General features: G+C 36.2%; 14 protein-coding genes and 3 tRNA genes. 15 read left to right on the forward strand and 2 right to left on the reverse strand.

Going from position 1 to position 21,295, the window contains the following annotated elements; translation table 11 throughout:
- Positions 1 to 7 precede the first annotated feature (7 nt).
- The 13 genes from IW15_RS08955 (at position 8) to IW15_RS21960 (ending at position 14,403) form a co-directional block, all read left to right on the forward strand.
- Complete coding sequence (locus IW15_RS08955; protein ID WP_034710690.1) at positions 8 to 895, forward strand: decaprenyl-phosphate phosphoribosyltransferase; 888 nt, start codon at positions 8 to 10, stop codon at positions 893 to 895.
- On the forward strand, positions 892 to 2,211 hold the full coding sequence (locus IW15_RS08960) for an FAD-binding oxidoreductase (RefSeq protein WP_034710693.1): 1,320 nt from the start codon (positions 892 to 894) through the stop codon (positions 2,209 to 2,211). Before IW15_RS08955 ends, IW15_RS08960 begins: the two co-directional genes overlap by 4 nt.
- Positions 2,211 to 2,936 (forward strand): SDR family NAD(P)-dependent oxidoreductase, encoded by a 726-nt coding sequence (locus IW15_RS08965; protein WP_034710697.1) that lies wholly within the window; start codon positions 2,211 to 2,213, stop codon positions 2,934 to 2,936. The genes IW15_RS08960 and IW15_RS08965 overlap by 1 nt, the downstream gene beginning before the upstream one ends.
- 5 nt (positions 2,937 to 2,941) lie before the next feature.
- Positions 2,942 to 3,529 carry an HAD-IB family hydrolase gene (locus tag IW15_RS08970; protein WP_034710700.1) on the forward strand — a complete coding sequence of 196 codons (588 nt, stop codon included), beginning with the start codon at positions 2,942 to 2,944 and terminating at the stop codon, positions 3,527 to 3,529.
- A 23-nt stretch (positions 3,530 to 3,552) separates the two neighbouring features.
- Complete coding sequence (locus tag IW15_RS08975) at positions 3,553 to 4,020, forward strand: hypothetical protein (RefSeq protein ID WP_034710703.1); 468 nt, start codon at positions 3,553 to 3,555, stop codon at positions 4,018 to 4,020.
- Positions 4,021 to 4,022: 2 nt separating this feature from the next.
- A complete protein-coding gene (locus IW15_RS08980; RefSeq protein WP_034710705.1) occupies positions 4,023 to 5,198 on the forward strand; it encodes a cysteine desulfurase family protein in 1,176 nt (391 codons plus the stop codon).
- 60 nt (positions 5,199 to 5,258) lie between these two features.
- Entirely contained in the window at positions 5,259 to 5,600 is a 342-nt protein-coding gene (gene trxA, locus IW15_RS08985; protein ID WP_394331243.1) for a thioredoxin, read from the forward strand.
- A 132-nt stretch (positions 5,601 to 5,732) separates the two neighbouring features.
- Positions 5,733 to 5,806, forward strand: a tRNA-Asp gene (locus IW15_RS08990).
- 36 nt (positions 5,807 to 5,842) lie between these two features.
- Positions 5,843 to 5,916 (forward strand) — tRNA-Asp (locus IW15_RS08995).
- A 32-nt stretch (positions 5,917 to 5,948) separates the two neighbouring features.
- A tRNA-Asp gene (locus IW15_RS09000) sits at positions 5,949 to 6,022 on the forward strand.
- A 629-nt stretch (positions 6,023 to 6,651) separates the two neighbouring features.
- Entirely contained in the window at positions 6,652 to 11,481 is a 4,830-nt protein-coding gene (locus tag IW15_RS09005) for a PKD domain-containing protein (protein ID WP_084681389.1), read from the forward strand.
- A gap of 198 nt (positions 11,482 to 11,679) precedes the next feature.
- On the forward strand, positions 11,680 to 13,401 hold the full coding sequence (locus IW15_RS09010; protein ID WP_034710708.1) for a helix-turn-helix domain-containing protein: 1,722 nt from the start codon (positions 11,680 to 11,682) through the stop codon (positions 13,399 to 13,401).
- A gap of 159 nt (positions 13,402 to 13,560) precedes the next feature.
- Positions 13,561 to 14,403 (forward strand): XAC2610-related protein, encoded by an 843-nt coding sequence (locus tag IW15_RS21960; RefSeq protein WP_051881871.1) that lies wholly within the window; start codon positions 13,561 to 13,563, stop codon positions 14,401 to 14,403.
- 85 nt (positions 14,404 to 14,488) lie between these two features.
- Here the strand turns inward: IW15_RS21960 and IW15_RS09020 are convergent, their stop codons facing one another.
- Positions 14,489 to 19,141, reverse strand: a complete 4,653-nt coding sequence (locus tag IW15_RS09020) for a T9SS type A sorting domain-containing protein (RefSeq protein ID WP_165585172.1) — start codon at positions 19,139 to 19,141, stop codon at positions 14,489 to 14,491.
- Between the two features lie 232 nt (positions 19,142 to 19,373).
- Here IW15_RS09020 and IW15_RS09025 point away from each other — a divergent pair, with 232 nt between their 5' ends.
- The gene (locus tag IW15_RS09025; RefSeq protein WP_051881873.1) at positions 19,374 to 19,700 is read left to right on the forward strand and encodes a winged helix-turn-helix transcriptional regulator; all 327 of its coding nucleotides are present in this window, start codon (positions 19,374 to 19,376) and stop codon (positions 19,698 to 19,700) included.
- A gap of 151 nt (positions 19,701 to 19,851) precedes the next feature.
- On the opposite strand, the gene IW15_RS09030 is transcribed toward IW15_RS09025, so the two are convergent.
- The gene (locus IW15_RS09030; RefSeq protein ID WP_131368530.1) at positions 19,852 to 20,241 is read right to left on the reverse strand and encodes a hypothetical protein; all 390 of its coding nucleotides are present in this window, start codon (positions 20,239 to 20,241) and stop codon (positions 19,852 to 19,854) included.
- Between the two features lie 143 nt (positions 20,242 to 20,384).
- On the opposite strand from IW15_RS09030, the gene IW15_RS09035 reads away from it, so the two are divergent.
- Positions 20,385 to 21,143, forward strand: coding sequence for a response regulator transcription factor (locus IW15_RS09035; RefSeq protein WP_034710712.1), 759 nt, complete (start codon positions 20,385 to 20,387; stop codon positions 21,141 to 21,143).
- Positions 21,144 to 21,295: the final 152 nt, after the last annotated feature.

Raw genomic sequence — 21,295 nt, forward strand, 5'->3', positions numbered from 1 at the left:
AACATAAATGAAGAAATATCTTAAGCTGCTCCGAGTGGAGCAATGGGTCAAGAACCTATTTGTATTCGTCCCTCTGTTCTTTTCCGGAAATATCAAAAATCTGGATTTACTTACGAAAAGCATCTTTGCTTTTATTATTTTTTCCCTGGCTGCAAGTGTCGTTTATATCTTAAATGACTATAACGATATTGAAGCCGACAGGCAGCATCCTGAAAAAAGAAGAAGACCGCTGGCAAGCGGAGCCATATCAAAACCGAAAGCGATATCCATTCTTATCGGGCTTATTATCGTAGATATTGCGCTCTTTTTCTGGGCCCAGCTGTATTTTCATCAGGACTTATGGAAATTCGGGGCGATCATAAGCTTTTACTTTGTGATGAACCTTGCTTATACCTTCAAACTTAAACACGTTCCGATCATTGATATCTTTATCATTGCCACAGGATTTGTATTGAGAGTGTTATCCGGAGGTTACATCACTGGAATAAGCATCTCACAATGGGCAATTTTACTGACTTTTGTACTGGCGCTGGTACTAGCGATCGGGAAAAGAAGAGGTGAGCTTATTAATGCACAGGTTTCCGGAAAAACAAGAAAAGCGCTGGATGGATACAATGTTCAGTTTGCAGATATTACGCTCTCTATTTCCGTAACATTGGCTATTATATGTTACTTAATGTTTACCTTATCACCGGAAGTGCAGGCAAGATTTCATGAAAGGGTTTTCTATACCGTAATTTTCGTGGTGTTTGCTTTTTTAAGGTATCTTCAGCAGACGCTGGTATACAACAGAACAGAATCTCCTACAAAAATTGTCTATCGCGACAGATATATACAGGTTACTCTTTTATTATGGGTAGCCACATTCTTAATTCAAATTTACTTTAAAAAATGAAGCCGAATTTTACACAAAAAGTTACCAACTGGGGCAATTTCCCGGTAGTGGAAAAGGAGATGAGGTCTGAAGACAGCTTCAAAAAAATAAGAGAATTTGTACTCGATCATAATGAAGTTATCGCTAGAGGAAATGGAAGATGCTATGGAGATGCTTCTCTGGGAGAACATATATTTTCTACTAAAAAACTCAATAAATTTATCAGTTTTGATCGCCTGAACGGAGTTATAGAATGTGAATCGGGCGTACTACTTTCGGATGTGCTTGAAATTGCTGTTCCGCAGGGATATTTCTTATATGTAACACCTGGAACAAAATTTGTCTCTGTAGGCGGTGCGATTGCATCAGATGTTCATGGTAAAAACCACCATGCAGAAGGCTGCTTTTCAGAATATGTCATCGAGTTTAAATTGATGACGGAAAGAGGAGAAATTATCACCTGTTCCCGGGAAGAGAATTCAGCACAGTTTTGGGCTACTATCGGAGGAATGGGACTTACAGGAATTATTCTTACCGCAAAGTTTAAACTTAAAAATATAGAATCTGCTTATATCCGTCAGGAAAGTATTAAAGCAGAAAATCTGGATGAAATTTTCAGACTTTTTGAGGAAAGTGAAAGCTGGACATACACGGTTGCGTGGATCGACTGCCTTCAGAAAGGAAAAAATATAGGAAGAAGTATTTTAATGAGAGGAGAGCATGCTTTTTACCATGAACTTCCTCAGAACATGACTGAAAATCCATTAAGACTGAAGAAAAAATTGCAGCCTACTGTTCCTTTTTATTTTCCAAATTTTGTCCTGAATTCCCTTACAGTGAAGTTATTCAACTTGTTGTATTATAAAAAACAGTCTAAGAAGGAGGTGAAGAATTTCATCGATTATGAAACTTTCTTTTATCCTTTGGATGCTATCTCCGACTGGAATAAAATTTACGGAAAATCCGGTTTTATACAATATCAGATGGTTATTCCAAAAGAAGCGGGAAAAGAAGGAATGAAAAAAATCCTTGAGACCATTGCCAACAGCGGAAATGGTTCATTTTTAGCCGTTTTAAAGCTTTTCGGGAAAAATAATCCGGAGGCTTACAATTCATTTCCGGTAGAAGGATACACGCTGGCTCTTGATTTTAAAGTCAATTCAAAATTGAAAAAACTGGTTGAGAAACTGGATGATATTGTCCTGCAGTTTGGCGGAAGGATCTATCTTACCAAAGACAGCATGAGCAAATCATCTTTAACCAATTACCTGAAAAATATTCAAAATTCTAAGTTTGTGTCTTTACAGCACAAAAGAATCATAAACAACAATTCATAATGATAGTTCTGGGAAGTACATCTGAAGTAGCACAGGCTTTTGTAGAAAAAATGCTGGAAGAAGGCGAGAAATTTGAAAAAATTTATCTTTTTACCTCAAATAAAGAAACCACTGAAAGGTTTGCAAGACATATTGATGTAAAGTTTTTGCAGCAGTCCAGAGTCATTGAACTGGACCTGCTGAAAGAAATTGATTACACACAATTTGAAAATGTCAATTCAAATGTCTTATTTTGTGCTACCGGATATTTGGGAGAAGGTACCGAGGAAAGTTTATATGATAATAAAAATACAGAGCGTATTATTGCTGTCAATTACTCAAAGCTGGTGCCTGTCATGAACTATTTTGCTCATAAATTTGAAAGCAGAAGGTCCGGAACCATTATCGGATTATCATCCGTTGCAGGAGATAGAGGAAGACAGAGTAATTTTATTTACGGAAGTGCAAAAGCAGCATTTACAGCTTATCTGAGCGGTTTAAGAAATTATCTTTTTGAGAAAAAAGTACATGTTCTTACCGTAAAACCAGGATTTATGGCCACCAAAATGACCGAAGGACTTCCATTAAATCCGAAACTGACGGCAACCCCAAAACAGGCGGCAGCATGCATTTATAAAGCATTTAAAAAGCGGAAAAATGTGGCATATGTATTACCGATTTGGGGAATTATTATGATGATTATCAGGAATATTCCTGAATTTATATTCAAAAAATTAAAGCTTTAATTAAAATGAAAAAATTGTATTGTTTTGATTTTGACGGAACCTTAACCTACAAGGACACAATGTTCATGTACCTTAAATTCTATGATTCTACCAAATTCAGAATACAATTTTTAAGACATGTTCCACTTTTTATTTTACTGAAACTAAAACTGGCTGATACCGAAAAAGTGAAAAAGAGCTTTATCGGATCCATTCTAAAAGGTCAGACTGAAGAAAAAATTCAAACGAAGTCCAAACAGTTTTTTGAGCATCACTATCCAAAGATTGTGAGAGAAAATGCGCTGGACTTTATTAAAAATATCGATAGGAATAATACACAAAGCTTATTGGTGACCGCATCATTAGACATCTGGGTAAAGCCTTTTGCCGAAGAACTTAAAATGGAGCTTGTTTCTACGCGTGCAGAGTTTAAAAACGGGGTTTTTACAGGAAATTTCATTGGTAAAAACTGCAACGGAAACGAAAAATTAGAGCGGATAAAAAAAGAAATAAGCAATTCAAAATACGATAAAATAATCGCTTTTGGGGATACTTCCGGCGACAGGCAAATGCTGAAATGGGCAAATGAAGGTCATTATCAATTTTTTCACTAATTTTGGGTGGTAAAAATGTATAAATGAAAGGACTGCTTATCTTCTGTTCTGCAATTGTAATGAGTTGCACCAGTACTACAGCGCAAAAATCATCAGACATGCAAAAACACGGAGAACTTTTGGTTTCTGAGTCGCAAGGCGGCATGGATAAGACAGGATTTAAGATCATTAAAAACGAACAGGAATTCCGCACCGCGATCAAAGGAAACAACTTTACCATTGTAGAAGCGGGAAAAGAACCTGATGTACACTACCCGGAGTTTCCAAAAGACAAAAAAGTGATTTTGTATCATTTGGGAAGTTTCAGATCGGGTGATCATAGAATCACTCAGATCAAAAGTATTTCCGTACTCAATAACGTGTTGTATGTAGAAGTTCCTTTTCATGAGTCAGGAGGTATGGAAATTCAGATGATGTCCAGCCCATGGTTTATGTTTGCGGTTCCTGCAGACTATCAGTTCACCTCAGTAGAATTAAAATATTCAAAATAAAAATGGATAAAATATATTTAGATAACGCCGCAACAACTCCCATTTCAGAAGAAGTTATTGATGCAATGGTTGCGACCATGAAGATGAATTTTGGGAATCCTTCTTCAACGCACAGTTTTGGACAGGAAGCGAAGATTCTTATTGAAAATGTAAGAAGACAGGTTGCAGATTATCTTCACGTAAGTCCCGCCGAGATTATCTTCACGTCTTGCGGAACAGAATCTAATAACATGATTATTAAATCAAGTGTTGAGCATCTTGGAGTGGAAAGAATCATCAGCTCTCCTTTGGAACATAAATGTGTTTCCGAAAGTATTCTGGATATGAAGAGCAGAAAAGGAGTGGAGGTGAGCTATATCCGTCCCAATGAAAAAGGAGACATTGATCTTGATACTTTAGAAACCTTACTGAAAGCTTCTGATAAGAAAACATTGGTAAGCCTGATGCATGCCAACAATGAGATTGGAAATATTACAGATATTAAAAAGATATCTGCATTGTGCAAAGCCAATAATGCGTTGTTCCATTCGGATACGGTACAGACAATGGTTCATATGAATTTAGATTTTTCTGATATTCTTGTGGATTTTGCCTCTTGCAGCGGACACAAATTTCACGGTCCGAAAGGAGTGGGGTTTGCGTTCATCAGAAAATCAAGCGGTTTAAAAGGAATTATCACCGGAGGTCCTCAGGAAAGAAGTTTAAGAGCTGGAACAGAAAATGTTGCCGGTATCGTTGGACTTGGTAAGGCACTGGAAATTTCTCTGAAAAATATGGAAGCGTATACCAACCATATGCAGGCCATTAAAGAATATGCTATAGAACAGTTATCAGCATCAATTCCCGGAATTAAGTTCAATGGAAGAAGTGCGGAAAAAGAGAATAGTCTTTATACGGTTTTAAGTGCTTTACTGCCTTATAAGAACCCTTTAATCGGACTTCAGCTGGATATGAAAGGGATTGCGATCTCTCAGGGGAGTGCATGCTCTTCCGGGGCTTCTAAACCTTCGATGGTCATGATGATGGTGTTATCAGAAGATGAAATGGATGAATGTACACCATTGCGTATCTCATTCAGCCATATGACAACCAAAGCTGATATTGATGCGCTGGCCAGTGCCCTGAAAGAAATTTCAAGCGATTTTACTATAGAAAAAACAAATGTTGAGCATAGATAGTCTTATTACTTAAAAATTGTAATTTTGAATATCCAATTGGACATTAAATAGAAATATAATATTAATTTAAATAAAAGAAACAAAATGGCTTTAGAAATTACGGATAGCTCATTTCAGGAAACGGTTTTAAAATCTGATAAACCAGTATTAGTAGACTTTTGGGCAGTATGGTGTGGACCTTGCAGAACGTTGGGACCAATCATCGAGGAAGTAGCAAATGATTTTGAAGGAAAAGCAGTCGTAGGAAAGGTAGATGTAGACAACAATCAGGAAATTTCTATGCAATATGGTATCAGAAATATCCCTACAGTTCTAATTTTTAAGAACGGTGAGGTGGTTGATAAATTAGTTGGTGTAACTCCAAAAGAGGTGATCGCTGAAAAATTAAGCGCACACTTGTAAAAAAATAAGTTTGATAATGAACGCCTTCCGCTTTTGGAAGGCTTTTTTTTGGTAAATAATTTGCAGGTAACGAAAAAAGGTGTAATTTTGCAATCACAAAAAAGAAACAAGTTCTTTAAACAAACAGAAAATGATCCGGTAGTTCAGCTGGTTAGAATGCCGCCCTGTCACGGCGGAGGTCGCGGGTTCGAGTCCCGTCCGGATCGCAAAAGTTTTTTTCAATTTACTTTTAAAACAAAATTGATCCGGTAGTTCAGCTGGTTAGAATGCCGCCCTGTCACGGCGGAGGTCGCGGGTTCGAGTCCCGTCCGGATCGCAGAAGTTTTCTCAATTTACTTTAAAAAAATTGATCCGGTAGTTCAGCTGGTTAGAATGCCGCCCTGTCACGGCGGAGGTCGCGGGTTCGAGTCCCGTCCGGATCGCAACTGATCCATCAGAGTAGTACAAAATGCTTTAAAACATATGTTTTAAAGCATTTTTTGTTTTATATCGGCTCAAGAGCATTAAAGATCACAATCTGAATATAATAAAGAAACTAAAGCTAATTCTCTAGCAAAGACTTCTATTTACTTACGAATTACCAGAGACATTAAAATTATCCGACATCAATACAAAAGGTAGAGTACAGCCCCTATAATGGAATTTAGCGGGATAATGGAATAATTCTCCGGAAAAGGCAGAACGTTTAAGCCCGAGACGTTATGAACCTTCCTAAAACAGCCAAAGAGTTTTTGAAATGAGCAGGGTATTTTCGATATGATATGCAAACAATAAGTTCAAGCTTATCATAAGGCTGGATTAAGGTCTTCAATATCAATCTGTACAAATAAATCTTAGAGAATCATTGGTCAAGTTGACCAATTTTTCAGATTATCATTGAGATATATATTGATGGTTTAAATTGTTGATATTCAGTGTTTTGAGTATTTATTTTTTTTTAAAAATGAAACCTCAGTTTTATAAATTTGGTGAACAATATATTTTATACGCAAGGGGATTTCAATAGATTTAGATAGGATAAATAAATATCTCATTCTAAAAAATCCAACTTATGAAAAAAAACATTTTACTTTTTCTCTTATTTTGTGCCATGCTTGTCACTGCACAAAGTCCATTATCTAAATTTACGGCTACCGCTACAGGAGCCAATACCGTAAGTTTTTCGAGTACAAGTGATGGGAATCCCACCTCATTTTCATGGGAATTTGCAGGAGGAAATCCTGCAACCTCTACAAGTTCTACTCCCAGTATCTCCTATGCGGCGGCAGGAACTTATACTGCAAAACTTACGGTAAGCAATGCTTCGGGAAGTTCTGTTTCAACAAGAACAGTCAAAGTGACTACGGGAAACATTATTGATTTATGCACTGGCAGAAATAATGATGGTTCTCTGATGGCGGATCCTGATCCTGATCCTGATTGGTCATATGCTGATATCAATGGAGTGGTAAGTACACCTGTTATACGTTATACATTTACAGGATGGTCTTCCGCATCTACAGGTGATGTAGCGGGTATTTCAAGATGGATAACAGGAAATAATGCCATCACAGGTTACCATGAGTATAAGAGTAAAGAAATTGAAATTCCTACAGGAGTTACTACAGCAGTTTTAAATTTAAGATCTTTATCTTTTGTAAGGAATTGGACCTATCTGGTAAAAAAGAATACTGACGGAACTGAAACGGAGACACAAATTACCCTGACAACATACATGAGTGATGGTGCAAAGGGATGGCTTAACTCCAGAAGCCCTGAGGTGATCAATTATCCTTTATCTCCAGGAAAATACTATATAAAGGTAAAATTATATACCAATAATGGTTCGCAAAGACAAGCAATAGATGTGAATGCTAATGTAAATTTTGGTTACGGCTTTACATTTTCTCCACTTGCTGAATTCTCTGCTGCCCCAACTTCTACTACTGTTGGCAGTAATGTACAATTTACAAACCTTTCACAAGGAACACCTTCATCAGTATTATGGAATTTTGAAGACGGTACCAATGTACTCACCTCTACGCTAAATAATCCGGCTATAGCTTTTTCTACCGTGGGTAGTCACCATGCGGAACTGAATGCAGACTATGGTAATAGTTTAGTTTCTTCATTAAAAATCAATAATTATATACAAACCATCCAAATGGATGCTCCAACAGCTGTTGCTACACAGCCTTCATGCAGTATTCCGAGCGGATCTATTACAGTTACCTCTCCAAATACGGGGGTGACTTATAGTTTTGATAATGGTAATAGTTTTCAATCTTTGAACACGATTTCCGGTTTAGCTTCAGGAACCTATCTGGTAAAAGTAAAAAGTATACAAGGTGCTGTTTCAGATGCAACAAGTGTTACTATCAACCAGGCTCCTGCTGTTCCAAATGCACCTGTATTTACGATTGTACAACCTGCATGCCCTGTCAATACAGGCAATATTACCATAACTTCTCCTGCTTCAGGAGTAGAGTATAGTTTTGATGGAGGAGTAACTTATCAGACTTCTAATGTGAAAACGGGTCTTGCAGCAGGAACTTATTCCATTATGGTAAAGAGTGCAAATGGCTGTACAGCTTCTGCGTCAGCGGTTATAAATTCAGTAGACTGCAGGGATTGGACTTTAGCTCCTAACTCTTATATTTTTACAGGAAAAGACCAAAATAATAATGAGGTAGACGGTATTTATATTCCCGTAAAAAAGGCGTACACGATGTGGAATAGCACAACTAATCTTATTGCTGGAAATCCTATTCCGAGTGGAACTGTAACAGCGGATGTACTTTGGGAAGATGTTCATGGTTTAATAAAAACTGGGGAGAATTATGCTTTAGACATAATAGGAACAGGAACAGATGCCAGAATAAAAGTACCTGTTAATAAAGCTAAAAAAGGAAATGCGGTTGTTACCTATAAAATAAATGGAGAAACGTATTGGTCCTGGCATATCTGGGTGACGGACGACCCCACTAACGGATCAACTTATAAGAGTTATACAGCTGTGCAGAGACAATTAAAAAATGGGACTCTGGAAGATATTCCTAATTCAGATTGGGGATGGATGGACAGAAATCTAGGTGCCATTGGTAATTCTATGACAGGAACAAACTTGAATAAGAATGGAGGTCTTCTGTATCAATGGGGAAGAAAAGATCCATTTCCTGCATTAGTGGCCAAAGGAGATGATTTTTATGAAGTTACAGGCTCTATTGGAAAAAGAGTAAGACACTTTGATGCTCATGAAACCAATCAATGGGTAGGTACTTCACTTGATGAGTTGGAAAGGCGTGTAAAACTGCAGGATGCCAGCGTAAAAAACAATATTCAGCTCTCTATAAGAAATCCGTTGAGTTTGATTTATATCCAAAATAATAATGATAGTAATCAGGCGTTTTATAACAATAATCTAAACCTTCCATATAATTGGTTTGGAACTTCTTCATCACTTACAGCAGAAAGGTTGGGAGAACTGAATTTATGGTCGGATAATTCTCAAGGGCAGATTACCCCTTCAAATTATAATTTTAATTCTCAAAAAAGACCTTATAAGAATAAATCATCGTATGACCCATGTCCTAATGGATGGAGAATACCGTCTATGTTGGTGGCTAACCTTGGAAATTATAGCTATGTAGATGATGTGAGAATTGATTATTCCCCGTTTGGAATCAATCCAAATGCAGGAACTACTTATAATACGATGCCAAAAACGATACTGCCGTCTAATACTAATATGCCGGCATATATGCAGAACTTCAGAATATATCCTCAAACAGGTTTTGATATGAGGAATATTTCAGGAAATAATTTAGGTATTTTTCCTGGTACAGGTAATTTATACGCTTATAATTCAGAATATACGGATGGACATGAAACTTATCTTTGGACCGCAACGATGTCCAGATGGTATGATGTTACCCCTTCAACAGTAGCAAGAAGTTTAAGATTATTACCTGATGCAGGGCAGTATATCAATAATTACCGTCCGGATGCTGTTAACTTCCCAAATGTATGGGGGAGATATGAATACTATCCATTATGGAAGAACCAGACTTCAGAAGGATTGGCATGCAGATGTATCAAAGATCCTTTGTTTGTAAAAAATGAATATGATTTTCCAATAACACCATCAGATTATTTTATTGAGGATGCTCCAAAATATAGTGAAGGATTATATAATCCGAATACTTATCAGATTGTGATGAGCAGTGGAGTACAGGAGCAGCAGATACCTGTAAGCAAAGCTTTTTCTGCTCAAAGTCAGCTACTGGGCAATCCTGATATTTTAAAAACTGAAAGCTTCAATAATTTAAAAGCGAATGTTTTATGGACGACTAATACCAATCTGATCCAAAGTGTTGCAATGAGTGGCAACGTAGCTTCGTTAGCAGATATTTCCGGTACAAATCTTATCGTAAAAATTAAGCCAAACGAATCTGGAAATGCAGTGGTGACCTTACATAACGGCAGTATTACGAACCCTGTATATTGGAGCTGGCATATTTGGGTGACGAAGTCGCCTATAGCTACTATTGACCCTTATGCTACCGAACAACCTATAGCAGCTGCTGTTAATTATGTGAACTATGTCAAAAAAGGAACTGTACTACAGACAGAGTTTATGGACCGTAACCTGGGAGCAGAAGAAGCTTTCCCGACAGTTGTTACTCCTTCTTCACCAGATACTGAAGAATTAAAGAAAATTAAATTATCAGGTGGAATGCAGTATCAGTGGGGAAGAAAAGATCCTATTCCTCCGTTTGTAAATCCTGATGGAACGGCATATGAGATCTATTTAGGAAACGTGAATGCAGACGGTACTATAAGTTATTCTGTTCTTAACAGCGGGATTTATAACAATGCGAGTGGAAATTATATCATCCCTTATAATACGTATACGAATACATCCAATGCTAACGTAGCAGCAACAGACAAGATCAGTACAAAAGTAAGTAAGGTGCTTTCTTACTCCGTTAAAAATCCTTTAGTATTTATGGTCCCGAGTAATTTTGCCCCGATCTTTAATAATAATAAAAACTACACTAACGGGTCAGACTGGTTATCTAACGAAACCAATATAGGTGCGGACCGATGGGGTAGAGGAGATAAAAAGTCACCGTTCGATCCATGTCCGGCTGGATGGAGAATCCCTGATGTAGCTTCTGTATCATCTAGTGCGCAATTCAGTAATTTCCCATGGGCCAAAAAAGATGTGAATGAAATGGAGGCTCAAAATATTAGTGTGTATGGAGGAGTTCGTGTTGGAAACGGGCTGGGCTACCAGTTTAATGATAGCTCTTATAAAATTGGAAACTATCCTTTTATCGGAATCAGAGGGTATAGAGATATCCTTAAAAATGCGAATGAAGGAGGAACTCCGGATTACACCAAACTCCAATCAGCATTGGCAGGTATCTGGACGGCTTCTTTAAATTCAAACTATTATGGGCGGGCTAATAATATGCTGATCAGCAAAGCTGATAATGTTTTAATTCCTCATAATGACTGGGCAGATCCCTATTTTGGAATGAATTGCCGTTGTGTAAAAGTAAGATATGAAGGTAATGAAGAACAGGGGGCTATCCAGGCTCTTCCTGTAACACAAAACACAGGAAAACAGGCTGTGAATACTTTTATGAAAAAAGAAATTGAACAAAAAGTAATTACAGATAAGCTGGTACTTTATCCTATACCAGTAAAAGATATCCTGTATATCGATGCCAGAGACGATAAAGAGTACTATTACCAGATTTATAATATGTCCGGACAGCTTGTGAAGACCGGTAAGTTCGAGAATAAGCAGACAAATGTTTCTTCTTTAATTTCCGGAGCTTACCTGATTAGAATTAATGATTCTGAAGCGGTTGTAAAAATGATTAAAGAATAGCCTAAAGGTAATTACAACTCAATTTACATTTTAAAAAATAACCTCTGCAAATTGCAGGGGTTATTTTATGAGATGTATGATGATAAAAGTTATTAGATTGAAGATACATTTACAGAGTAAATAACACTTGTATTTACATGCATTCAGCACATAAATTTATATTAGATTTGTACAAAACTAATTAAACACAAAACACAAATGATTTCAACAAAAAAGATAATAGTTATCTTCCTATTTTTATATATAAAGATATTTCCTCAAAACTCATTTTCTGAAAAAGAATCCGTAAAAATAGACAGCCTGATCAAAAAAAATCAATGGGACTTAGTGCATTTAAAACTTCTTAATGAAAATTTAAAATTTAAAAGAATATCAATGTATCCCTTACAATATCATTTATTGATTAAGCTGGACTCAGCTTCCGTACTTTATAAACAAGGAAAATATCTGGAAGCGAAAAATGCAGTATTGTTATCTTTAGATCAGGTAGAGATTAATAAAAGTAATTTAAGTGTATTACAATATGAGGGATTAAAACATATTGGGATAACAAGATTATTTTATATTGAAAAGAGATTAGGTAACATTTCACAGGGATTGAAATATCTAAATATATTCTCACAAGGGATGGGTGCAGTTTATAAGAAAAAGCAAATCATTTTTTATGCTGTTGCGCATGCAGAATTAGGGAATTATAAAAAAAGTGTTGAACTGCTCAATAGGCATTTAAAAGATATTCATTTAGATTCAAAAAATTTCTTATACAGAAGCTTTCTTAAAAATGAAGAAATTGCATCAACCTATAATACTATTGGAGACACGTTTATTAAATGGTATAAAGACACGGGTAATGAAAAACTATTAGATTCTGCCCATCATCATTATGAAAATGCCTACAGAATAATGAAAAGCCTTCCGGATTTTTGTGTATACTCAAAAGCATTATTTATGTGTCGACGGGCTAATATCGAATTATTGAAAAAGCAATACAAGAATTCATTACTACTCTATAATGCATGTGAAAAAGATTCAGTACTAATGGATAAAAATTTCTCCCGGGAAGCCGTTTGGATGGGAAAGGCTGAAATATATACTTTCCTTAAAAAAACTGATTCCGCTTTTTATTATATTAACAAAATCTTTAATGAAAAATTATCTCCTAAATGCACATATGAGAATAAATTAAAAAGTTACCATTTATTAAGTATAAACTACGAAAATAGTAATGATAATAAGAATGCATACAAATTTGCCAAACTAAGCCTCGCTGAAATAAATAAAAAAAATATTCAGGCTCATTCCGGAAATAATTTTCTTGGGGTCTATGAAAAGTCAGAGATTAAATATGCCTCTGAAGAAACGATAAAGAAGAACAGGAAAAATACATTTTTATTGATATTCTTCATAACACTCCTCTTTATCTCTGCTGTTTTTTATATAAGATATGATTATAATAAAAGCAAAAATGGAATTTTTGTAGAATTTCAGAAAAAAATAGAGGAAAAAAGTAATGTTCCTATTCAACCGACTGCCCTCGAAATGCATGAAAATTTAACAGTAGTTATTGAGGATAGGGTAGTTGATCGCATTCTTAAAAATCTGGACATGCTTGAATCAAAGAAAAAATTTTTATCAAACAATTTTAAACTTGCAGGTATTGCCAAACAGCTCGATACGAATACCGCTTATTTATCTAAAATAATCAATGAGCGTAAGGGAATGTCTTTTTCAGAATATGTAAATGATCTTCGGATAAATTATTTGTTGGTAGAATTACAACACAATCCAACCTTCCGTAAATATACGATTCAGGCAATATCTGAAGAAATTGGCTATAAAAGTACAACGACCTTTATTAAAGCATTTAAAGATAGAATCAACATGACACCATCAGAATATATTAAGAATTTAAATAATTAACAGACATTCGGAAAGAGAAGATATCTTAAGACTCACAAAGTCATTTTCGAAGCATATAATATTTGAAGCTATGCTATTTTTTAGTGATTATTCTAATTTTAATTTTAATATTGTAGTATAACATTTCTTGAAATTAATTTGATTAATAATCTATCGATCATGAAAAAATTATTGCTGATCTGTATTGTTATCATGTCCGTTTTTATTAAAGCGCAACCATTTACCTTACACTCGGTCGGGGAGCCAAAGGAATTCAGCCTGCAAATATATTATGGAAGGGTAGGAAGGGGAGCATTTGTACAATATAAAGGAGAGAAAGGGATCATTCCTTTACAAATAAAAAGCGTGACAACTGACAGCACTGGGCGGAGTGATGGACAACCCGATTTTACTTCTTATGTCTGGGATGAAATAGCAGATGGAAAAGTGAATGGAACGTACCGTCTGACGGAAGGACTTCGTCAGATTTCGGATGTGAGCTATGAACGAAAAAAAGACGGCAGAAAGTTTAAACTGGCCATGACCGAAAATAAAAAGGACACCTATGACGGCATCAATAAATATTTCCTGAATGGGGTGATGATTTCTTTCAATCATTTCTACAGCGATGATCTCAGCTTTAAATATGCAGACGGAACTTATTTTAAAACTGTTTTACCTTCAATTGATAACGCTGATGCAGCAAGACAAAGTATCATAGACGATTATAATTTTGACGGCTATGATGATGTTGCGTTTTCAATTCCCGATGCCGGAATGGGAGTGTACAGGACGTTTACCATATGGCTGTATAATCCTGTGAACAAACGGTTTGAAGAACTTAAAGAACCGGATTATTCCCAATCTCAATGTTCGTGTCTGTGTGATGTGTCAATAGATAAAAGTAAAAAACTGCTGAATACCGGATGCAGAGGTGGGGCAAGATGGTGGCAGGATACTTATCGTTTCGGTAAAAATGGAACACTGAAATGGATTCACTCAAAAGAAGAAACGGAGAAATAGTATCAAAAAGATTATTTCTCCATAAAAAAGCCCCCAAAAAGTCAGATACTTTCTGGGGGCCAATCATTTTGTTGATTTTTTAAATCTATTGTTTATTAATTTTTACTATCGTTTCAGAATTGTTAATTCTTATCAGATAAGTTCCAATCAATAAGGAAGAGATATCTGTCTGCTTATCTGTGAACTTACCTTCTTTCACAAGCTGGCCAGACATATTATAGATCTGATAGTAATACTCCTTGTCATCTTTTGCATCGATATGCAGGATATCTTTTACAGGATTAGGATATAAAACTAGTTTATCATCTTTTACTTTTTCTTCTATCACTGCTTTGCTAAAAGCTTGTTTGGCTTGCACCCCTGTATTTTGTGTTACAGGAATACCTGGCAATGGACCTCTTGGTGCACCATTATCTTCCTGTTTTACACATCTGCAGTTCATGGCTGCATAAGGGTCTGCATCTGTATATTTCACCAAAATCCTGTTGAATCTGTCAAAACTCATAAAGGTGCCTCTGCCTGTAAGGTTCTGGTGTAAATTAGCATACCAGATTCCGCCGGCTGAAGCTGCATCAATTGTGCTGTTTAATGCACCTGTATACATCACAGATCTTTTACCTCTCATATAGCCTTTAGGATAACCTCCTACATTATATAAACTGTTATCAAATCTAAATCCTACCGTTCTGCCATACGGGCTGGTAACTCCGGCAGGGTAATGAGTAATAACCGATCCGTAATATCCTGCTTCAGTACCATCAACAGCTTTACCATCACTTCCGCCACTGGTAAAAAATTCAGGATTGTTTTTTAAACTCCAGGGAGAAGATTTTATAGGGCTTGTACCGGTCTCCGGGATTCTCCATCCACCCGGACATGGATCAAATACTGATTTTTTACTGCCTAGTCCCCATCTTTCAGCATATAAACCATGATAATTGGTATCAAACAGCCAGTCTGAACCTAGAACGTACGTTACGTCAGGACGTGTAGGATATGTAACGGTCGGCATCATGAATTTTAACGGGTTTGCTACAGAATATCCAAGTAGTTTTTCTATTCTTACATCTATTTTGTCAGTTGCATTAATGCTGCTTTTATAGGTGTTATAATTCACCACATTACTTGAATTATATGTGGCTTCTGTTAAAGCCGAATACGTTACAGTACCATTAGTAGTAGTTCCCAAGAATACATTGAATTTAGTATTATTTGGAGCTATATTCGTAAAGGTAGGAAGAGGATCTTTTCTGCCCCACTGGTAATGTAATCCTTGTGAATTATTCAGTTGGGTTACTTCGGCTGCCGACTGAGCATATGATGTGGGCATAGCATCAATAGCTCCCAAATTCCTATCCAGGATTGTTGTTTTCATGATCGTTCCCTGTTGCGTATAATTCATATAATTATCTGTAGTAATAGGGGTGTCATTTGCGTAGGTAAGAGAACTTGCGGGTGTATTGGTTACCCAAATATGCCAACTCCAATACACAGGATTGCTTATGGAGCCATTATGCAATGTAACGATGGCATTTCCTGCTTTGTTAGCATTTACTTTTACGTTGATATTAGCATCTTTAGAAGACGGATTATCTATGGTTAACTGAGTGATTAAACCATTATTGTCAGTCCAGAGTACATTCGCCTTTAAATCAGTAAAACTTGCAGCATTTAAAATCTGGGTATTCCCTAAATAATTACTTTGTACAGAAAAAGCTTTGCTCACAGGGATTGAGATTACTTGATCTGCGGTAGATTTTGTAATCATGTAGCTGTTTGGGTTATCTAATCCTACTGTGTAAGTTTCTGTTTCAGTAAAATATTTAGTTTCGAAATCGTAATTATTTTTGGTAAATAACGGATCTTTGATACATCTGCATGCATGGGCATTATTCGTTGGATAATCGTCTGCTGGTTTATAACTATACAAACCATACACATTAGGATAATTGGCAGCGTCCGGCTGATATCCGTTGACGATCTGATCTGAAGACGGAGTTAATCTTAACGCACTGGCTATTGATGAATACCCGCTATAGCTGGTCATTGTAGCAGTCCATAAGTACGTTTCAAGCTGGTCTGTGAATGTTGCTTTAGTATGATATCTTCCATCACCGCTTTTTCCTCTTCCTATCCAGCCTGTCCCCGGAAATATACCGATGTTGTTACCTCCTACATTAGTCATATCAAAACCATATTGAGGATATACTTTTATACCGGCAAGATAAGGTTTCAGATTATTTAATCCAGGAGGAATATTAGACTGAACGCCGTTCAAAGCTGAAAGCGGACTATTAACTTTAGGCCCGAAAGGGGTAAAATCCATCCTTACATTTTTTGTTGACGATGCCACTAAAACCGAAGGCAATCTCCATCCGTTAGGACATGGGTCATAAGAAGATTTATTTCTATACGGTTGTGGAATTGTAATATCAGATGTTGGTGTTGGTATTCCCTTGGAATTATCTGACCATAAATTAACTTTACTCAATTCACTGGTCTGTAATCCTGGTACCTGCCCAAACCAGTTGTAATAGTACGGAATACCATCAGCTGTAGTCCCATATACAGAAGGTGTTGTAGTGTTATCATCATTTACATAGAGTAAACTCAAAGGATTTTTTACCGATGTTCTGATGTTGTCTGTTATATTGGCGGTAGATTTATTGGTGAAAAGTCTTAAATCATTAAAGTTTTTGTAATCATTAAAAGGACTGTTGGTATATTTCAGTCTTCCTGCAGCATCTTCATACACGATTTTACCCATACTACCGGTTATCTGATAAAAGCTGGCATCATTATTTGTTAATGAAGGAAAAGGATCTTTTCTTCCCCACTGATACACAAGTCCGCCGCTTCTGTTCCAGCCATCGCCGTTAAGGGAACTCCCCAAAGCACCAAGATTTCTATCCATCCATCCCCATTCAGAATTTGGAATAGTTTCTACAGTACCGTTGCTTAATTCTCTTTTTACGTCATCATAACTTTTATACGTAGAACCGTTTGTCGGATCATCAGTCACCCATACATGCCAAGACCAGAAAATCACTCCATTTACTTTATAAGCTATGACGGCATTTCCTTCTTTTACTTTATTTACAGGCACTTTTATTTCTGCATTGGCATCACTACCAATGATATCTAAAGTATAATTTTCTTTAGATTTTATCAGTCCCATATTATCTTCCCATAATACATCGGCTGTTATGGTTCCGGCAGGCAGATCCTGACCTTTCATATAACTTCCGTTTTTCCACATTTCATAGGCTTTTTTTACGGGAATATATAATCCGTCTACAGTATTGCCGTTTTTATCTTTTCCTGTGAAAATATAGCTGTTTGGAGCTTTAGTCCAGTCTTTTACGGTATCATCAGGCTGTGCTCCTGCATTAATCGCAACGCAGCCGTTCGAACAGTCTGTTGAATCATAAGCTGTTGAATTTCCAAAAACACCTACATATTTTATAAATTTTTTGATCTCAGCTTCCACTTCCGGAAGGGGTCTCATCGGACCGTTCCAGTCGGCCAGTACCTTTCTGTTTCTGATGGCTCCTATTCCATACAATGAAGCTTTGGAAGTATTGCTCAATGAAAAATTTTCTGATCCCGGTCCTCTCTGTTTTTGATACAAAGGGGGGTAGCCGAAATCATTTACTGTATTATAATTGCTTAATGCATTGACCGTGATATATTGTCCGGAGGATTTGTATACCCTGAAGCCTGTTATTTTGCTTACAACAATCACTACAGGTTCCTGATCCGCAATGATATCGGTCAGTTTCTCGTTGATGTAATTGTAAAGATTGTAATACCTGTTAACTAAAGCATTAGGATTGGTAAAATCCAAATATCCTCTGCCCCAAGGTTCTCCGCCCTCTTCAGGAGGTAAAAACCAGTTACTGAAGTTAATAAAGAAACCTGAGCTTGAAAACTTACCCGCAAATACATACACAGGATCATGATAAGAAAATTCAAAAGGGCTCGTATCGCTGCCCTGATAGATATATTTCTGTGAGCTGACAATCGTACCGAGATTATTAGGATTTTCAATGTTGATCACAGGTGCATTGGCATTCGTGTTATCTAACGTACCGTTTGCATTCACTGATAAAACAATATCATCCAGTTTCTTATACAGATGCTGTGATTTTACCCTGTCTCTTACTCCTGAAACACTTCCGTCGGTATTATATAAAACGGTACCGCTTTTTTTAGGCGTAAATAAAATAGTATACTCATTCTCATCCAGTTCACAGTTGCCTGTCGAATAATCACCAAATTTATAATGCGTTACAGTTTTATTCCATGTGACATTGGAGAAGTTATTTGAATCCGAACTTAGTTGTACTTTGAGATTGTATGGACTCTGAAGCGAGGCCGGAAGTTCAAAAGTAGCATTAAGATTTTCATTATACTGATTGGAAGAGTATAAAGTTTTGCACCAGGCGGTGATCCATTCTCCCTGGGCATTCTGATATTTTACAGAAATGAGAATGTCACTGTCTGTGACAGGTTTTACGAGCTGGCCACTCATTACAACCGCTCCTTTTTCATTCACATTTTGTGAAATCACGATAAGGGGATCCAGATCAAAGGTGTAAGTCGTTACCGGAATAACGCTTTCCAATATAGGATGATCATGATAGAGCCGCAGGCTCGTATCACCTCGTGATGAAGCATAGACTGAGGTAATAGAGCATATTACCATCAAAGTCGATAATAAAGTTTTTTTTTTCATACGCATGTTTTTTGTTAGTTAGTATGTATGTATGTTTAAGAATAATTGATAATCAAATCTCACAGTATTGCAGGCTTGCAATCAGTGTAAATTAGAAAATACAATAAAAGGTGTTTTTTTATAGAGGATGGTTATTAAGTTTTTTTGTGTTTTTTTAATAAATATAGCGTGAGAGTATATTTATTATTAATGGTTATTTTTGCAAAAATACAAGGTTAAAAAAACACACACAATGAGTCAGAAAAATGTGACTGCTAAAACCGTATCCAATACTACGGAAATTTGCCCTGCCCAAAAGCTTTTAAGATTACTCTCCGGAAAATTGAAACCTGAAATATTCTGCCTTGCAGCTAAATCTAGCCTACGATTCAGCAGCTTGTTACGGGATATAAAAGGTTCTAATAAACAATCCTTATCAATTGCATTAAAAGAAATGCAGGAAACCGATTTATTAGAGAAGGTTGTTATTAAGCAAAAACCCCTGCATATAGAATATTATCTTACTGAAAAAGGAAAATCATTGATTCCTGTTTTCCAACAGCTGGAGGGTTTGCTGTAAAGAAAGAACTTTCTGAAAATTTTTTTCTGAATTTGCTCAAAAGAAGAAACTGAGAAATGGGATAAAAAAAATTACTATCCTGGCGGATAGTAATAACGATAATCAAAGTACTGATATGGCGTTTCGATTTGTGCTTTTTTGTTCTGGAATTCTATTTTTGAACGGTGGGATTACTTACTGCTGCTTTAATTCTGCCGCTGTTATTTAAAATTTTCAATTTGAAAATAGTTTCATGATTAGAATTGTTAACAACCTGCAATTTATTTTTAAAATTGATCTTGGTCACCACTGAATCATTCTTAGGAATCTCTTTTATTTCATTGTTAAGGGATAAGTACTGTAAAGCATCTGTCGTGGAAGGATTGTAAAGGACTACGTTCAGATTTTCCTTGGATGAATTTTTTACGGTCAAATTCTTTTGAGCTGGGATCATCCATTGATTACGGTACATATGTCTTCCTCTTTCTAATGAAAAGGAGGATAAAATAATGATCAGTATTCCGAAGAAGAGAGTTAAGGGATAGAAATAAGGAGTTTTCATGGTTATAAGTAATGTATATTAATGTTGTTTATTTTTTTGTAAAGGTATAATTGTCCCTATTGGAAAGCGCTACACTTTTGTGTAGATTTGTCGTGCAGCAATTTAAAACTACACTTTAGGGTAGTCTCTTTTTTGATAGATCTATGGAAGAAATAAAAAGATTCTTTAACGATAAAAATGAAGTCAGCAGCAATGCAGAAATTGATTTTGGACAAACCAATGATTATTTGGAAATCGTCAAAGCATTTTCAAGAATAACCTATCAGAGTATATACATTATAGATTATCAGAAAAAATCCTTTGAATACGTATCCGATAATCCTTTATTTCTTTGTGGAAAATCAGCTGAAGAGGTAAAGGAACTGGGCTATGGATTTTACTTCCAGTTTGTGAAACCGGAAGACCTGGAAATGCTGATCAGAATTAACGAAGTAGGTTTTGAATTTTATGAAAAACTGCCCGTTGAAGAAAGAAAACAGTATAGCATTTCATATGATTTTCACATCATTAATGAGAAAAAGAATGCTGTATTGATCAATCATAAGCTTACTCCGGTATTCCTTACCAAAGACGGAAAAATTTGGATGGCCATGTGCATTGTTTCGTTGTCTAACAGCAGCACAGCAGGTAATATATTGATAAGCAAGGACGGTTCTGATGAGATCTGGAGATATGATCTTGCTGTCCAGAAATGGGAGCAGGAGGAAAAAATAAAGCTTTCACAAAGAGAATATGAAATCCTGAGCCTTTATGCCAGCGGATTAACGATCAGTGAGATTGCCGAAAAATTGTTTATCACTTCAGATACGGTAAAGTTCCACCGGAAAAAACTCTTTGAAAGAATTGGGGCCAACAATATTGCGGAGGCACTTTCCTATGCAAAAACCAACAAATTATTATAAAAATATACCGCCAAATCTTACATTTTTGTTATTCATATCTCTACTTTTTTATAAAAATCATGAAAAAAGCGTACGATAGCCTTGGGGTGGGAGTATCCGGGTTTTTACGGTATTTGTACCAATAGTTTTCATGATTCAATTTTAGGTCTGAT

The organism is Chryseobacterium soli, from assembly GCF_000737705.1.
Taxonomy (GTDB): domain Bacteria; phylum Bacteroidota; class Bacteroidia; order Flavobacteriales; family Weeksellaceae; genus Chryseobacterium; species Chryseobacterium soli.

Excerpts from the sequence above, each read along its gene's own strand:
- IW15_RS08955 (WP_034710690.1), top strand. The coding sequence starts at position 8 with ATGAAGAAATATCTTAAGCTGCTCCGAGTGGAGCAATGGGTCAAGAAC.
- IW15_RS08960 (WP_034710693.1), top strand. The coding sequence starts at position 892 with ATGAAGCCGAATTTTACACAAAAAGTTACCAACTGGGGCAATTTCCCG.
- IW15_RS08965 (WP_034710697.1), top strand. The coding sequence starts at position 2,211 with ATGATAGTTCTGGGAAGTACATCTGAAGTAGCACAGGCTTTTGTAGAA.
- IW15_RS08970 (WP_034710700.1), top strand. The coding sequence starts at position 2,942 with ATGAAAAAATTGTATTGTTTTGATTTTGACGGAACCTTAACCTACAAG.
- IW15_RS08975 (WP_034710703.1), top strand. The coding sequence starts at position 3,553 with ATGAAAGGACTGCTTATCTTCTGTTCTGCAATTGTAATGAGTTGCACC.
- IW15_RS08980 (WP_034710705.1), top strand. The coding sequence starts at position 4,023 with ATGGATAAAATATATTTAGATAACGCCGCAACAACTCCCATTTCAGAA.
- IW15_RS09005 (WP_084681389.1), top strand. The coding sequence starts at position 6,652 with ATGAAAAAAAACATTTTACTTTTTCTCTTATTTTGTGCCATGCTTGTC.
- IW15_RS09010 (WP_034710708.1), top strand. The coding sequence starts at position 11,680 with ATGATTTCAACAAAAAAGATAATAGTTATCTTCCTATTTTTATATATA.
- IW15_RS21960 (WP_051881871.1), top strand. The coding sequence starts at position 13,561 with ATGAAAAAATTATTGCTGATCTGTATTGTTATCATGTCCGTTTTTATT.
- IW15_RS09020 (WP_165585172.1), bottom strand. The coding sequence starts at position 19,141 with ATGAAAAAAAAAACTTTATTATCGACTTTGATGGTAATATGCTCTATT.
- IW15_RS09025 (WP_051881873.1), top strand. The coding sequence starts at position 19,374 with ATGAGTCAGAAAAATGTGACTGCTAAAACCGTATCCAATACTACGGAA.
- IW15_RS09030 (WP_131368530.1), bottom strand. The coding sequence starts at position 20,241 with ATGAAAACTCCTTATTTCTATCCCTTAACTCTCTTCTTCGGAATACTG.
- IW15_RS09035 (WP_034710712.1), top strand. The coding sequence starts at position 20,385 with ATGGAAGAAATAAAAAGATTCTTTAACGATAAAAATGAAGTCAGCAGC.